The following is a 2,132-nucleotide window of genomic DNA, read 5'->3' on the forward strand; positions in this document are numbered from 1 at the left end:
CCCTTACCAAGGGAGTGCTCTACCTCTGAGCTACGGCAGCGACCGTGGCGCGGGGATTAGACGCAAATGGGCGTCCATGCAAGCCCTCTCTGGACGGTTTTTGCGCGCTGGGGTAACAAGCGACATGAGCAGGAAAACGACCCCCACGGCTGGCCAATCCCGCGAGGACCGGTTGAAGGCCGCGCTGAAGGCAAACCTGGGACGCCGTAAGGCGCAAGCCAGACAGAAAGCACAGGCGCACGCCGCGCCAAAGACAGGCGAAGACGCCGCAGATAAGAAAGAGTAACAGGCATGGATTCCATCGTTGTACGGGGCGGCAAACCGCTGTCAGGCCAGATCGAGATTGCGGGTGCCAAGAACGCCGCACTGACCTTGATGCCCGCCACCTTGCTGAGTGACGAGCCACTGACGCTGACCAATACGCCACGGTTGAGTGACATCAAAACGATGACGTTGCTGTTGGAATCCTTGGGCGCCGAGATTTCGTCGCTGCAAGATGGCAAGGTGCAGACCATGTCGTGTCACGGCGCGATCAACACCACCGCTGACTATGACATCGTGCGCAAGATGCGCGCGTCCAATCTGGTGCTGGGGCCTTTGCTGGCACGTGAGGGCCATGCGATTGTGTCGCTGCCCGGCGGCTGTGCCATTGGTGCGCGTCCGATGGACATTCACACCGACGGTCTGGCCAAGATGGGCGCCGAGATTGATCTGAAGGATGGTTACCTGCATGCCAAAGCAGATGGCGGCAAGTTGAAGGGGGCGGTGATTGATTTCCCGTTTGCTTCTGTCGGGGCGACCGAAAACATCATGATGGCCGCGACCTTGGCCAAGGGCACGACCGTGATCAACAACGCCGCGCGTGAGCCAGAGATCGTCGATCTGGCGACCTGTCTGCGCAAAATGGGCGCACAGATTGAGGGCGACGGGACATCGTCGATCACCATCCAAGGGGTCGACCGGCTGCACGGTGCGACCCACCCCGTCGTCACCGACCGGATTGAGCTGGGCACCTATATGCTGGCCCCGGTGATCGCGGGGGGCGAGGTTGAATGTCTGGGCGGGCGCATGTCGCTGGTTGCGTCTTTTGCGGAAAAACTGGATGCGGCGGGCGTGGATGTGCAAGAAACCAAGGCCGGTCTGAAGGTGAAGTTGCGCGGGGATCGCCCCCATGCGGTGGATGTCACCACAGAGCCGTTCCCCGGTTTCCCGACGGATTTGCAGGCGCAGATGATGGCGATGCTGTGTTTTGCGGACGGCACGTCTGTGCTGGAGGAAAAGATTTTCGAGAACCGCTTTATGCACGCGCCGGAACTGGTGCGCATGGGCGCGGATATCGAGGTGCACGGTGGCACCGCCACAGTCACCGGAGTGGACCGCATGAAGGGCGCGCCCGTGATGGCCACGGATTTGCGCGCCTCGGTGTCGTTGATTTTGGCGGGCCTGCGCGCCGAAGGAGAGACGCAGGTGAACCGCGTCTACCACCTTGATCGCGGCTATGAAGACGTGGCGGGCAAACTGGGCGGCGTGGGCGCCGACATTGAACGGGTGCCCGGATCATGAGTGACGCAACCTTTGAGGACGGCGCGGAAAAGCCGCTGCGCCTGAAGGCTCTGGATGCCGACGACCTCGGCATACTGTCGGGGCTGGTTCAGGATGCGGTGTTTCCGGCGTCTGAGGTCAAATGGGACCGCAAGGGACGGCGGTTTGCGGTGTTGCTGAACCGCTTTCGCTGGGAAGACGCACCCAAGGCCGAGGCGCGGAGCCGGGATTATGAGCGGGTCCAGTCGGTTTTGATGATCGAGGATGTGATCCGCGTGCAGACCCAAGGCGTCGATCCGAAAGATGCGGAGATGGTGTTGTCTGTCCTCACAGTGGTCTTTCATGCCGCCGAGGACGGGGCAGGGTTTGTGGAGCTGACACTGGCCGGAGACGGCGCTATCCGTGTCGAGGTTGAGGCGCTGGAGGTCGTGTTGAAGGACGTGACACGGCCTTATGTGGCGCCCTCGCGCGCCAAGCCGGACCATCCCGAATAGGGTTTCGAATTTGGCGTCGCCAAATCCGATCCGCAGGCGGGCGGCCCGGCCGCCCCCCATTCACGTAATTTTGAACCCCCTGAAAGGCGGGGCACC

3 protein-coding genes are annotated in these 2,132 nt (G+C 62.0%); all 3 read left to right on the forward strand.

Annotated features, from left to right (window positions below; translation table 11 throughout):
* Positions 1 to 124 precede the first annotated feature (124 nt).
* From QZ653_RS14575 to QZ653_RS14585, 3 genes are read left to right on the forward strand one after another with little or no spacing between them, the layout of a single operon-like run.
* Positions 125 to 286, forward strand: coding sequence for a hypothetical protein (locus QZ653_RS14575; protein ID WP_296421189.1), 162 nt, complete (start codon positions 125 to 127; stop codon positions 284 to 286).
* A gap of 5 nt (positions 287 to 291) precedes the next feature.
* Positions 292 to 1,563, forward strand: a complete 1,272-nt coding sequence (gene murA, locus QZ653_RS14580) for a UDP-N-acetylglucosamine 1-carboxyvinyltransferase (protein WP_296421191.1) — start codon at positions 292 to 294, stop codon at positions 1,561 to 1,563.
* On the forward strand, positions 1,560 to 2,036 hold the full coding sequence (locus QZ653_RS14585; RefSeq protein WP_296421192.1) for a DUF2948 family protein: 477 nt from the start codon (positions 1,560 to 1,562) through the stop codon (positions 2,034 to 2,036). Before murA ends, QZ653_RS14585 begins: the two co-directional genes overlap by 4 nt.
* Positions 2,037 to 2,132 lie beyond the last annotated feature (96 nt).

The sequence above is a fragment of the Pseudooctadecabacter sp. genome, assembly GCF_020627745.1.
Lineage (GTDB): Bacteria > Pseudomonadota > Alphaproteobacteria > Rhodobacterales > Rhodobacteraceae > Octadecabacter.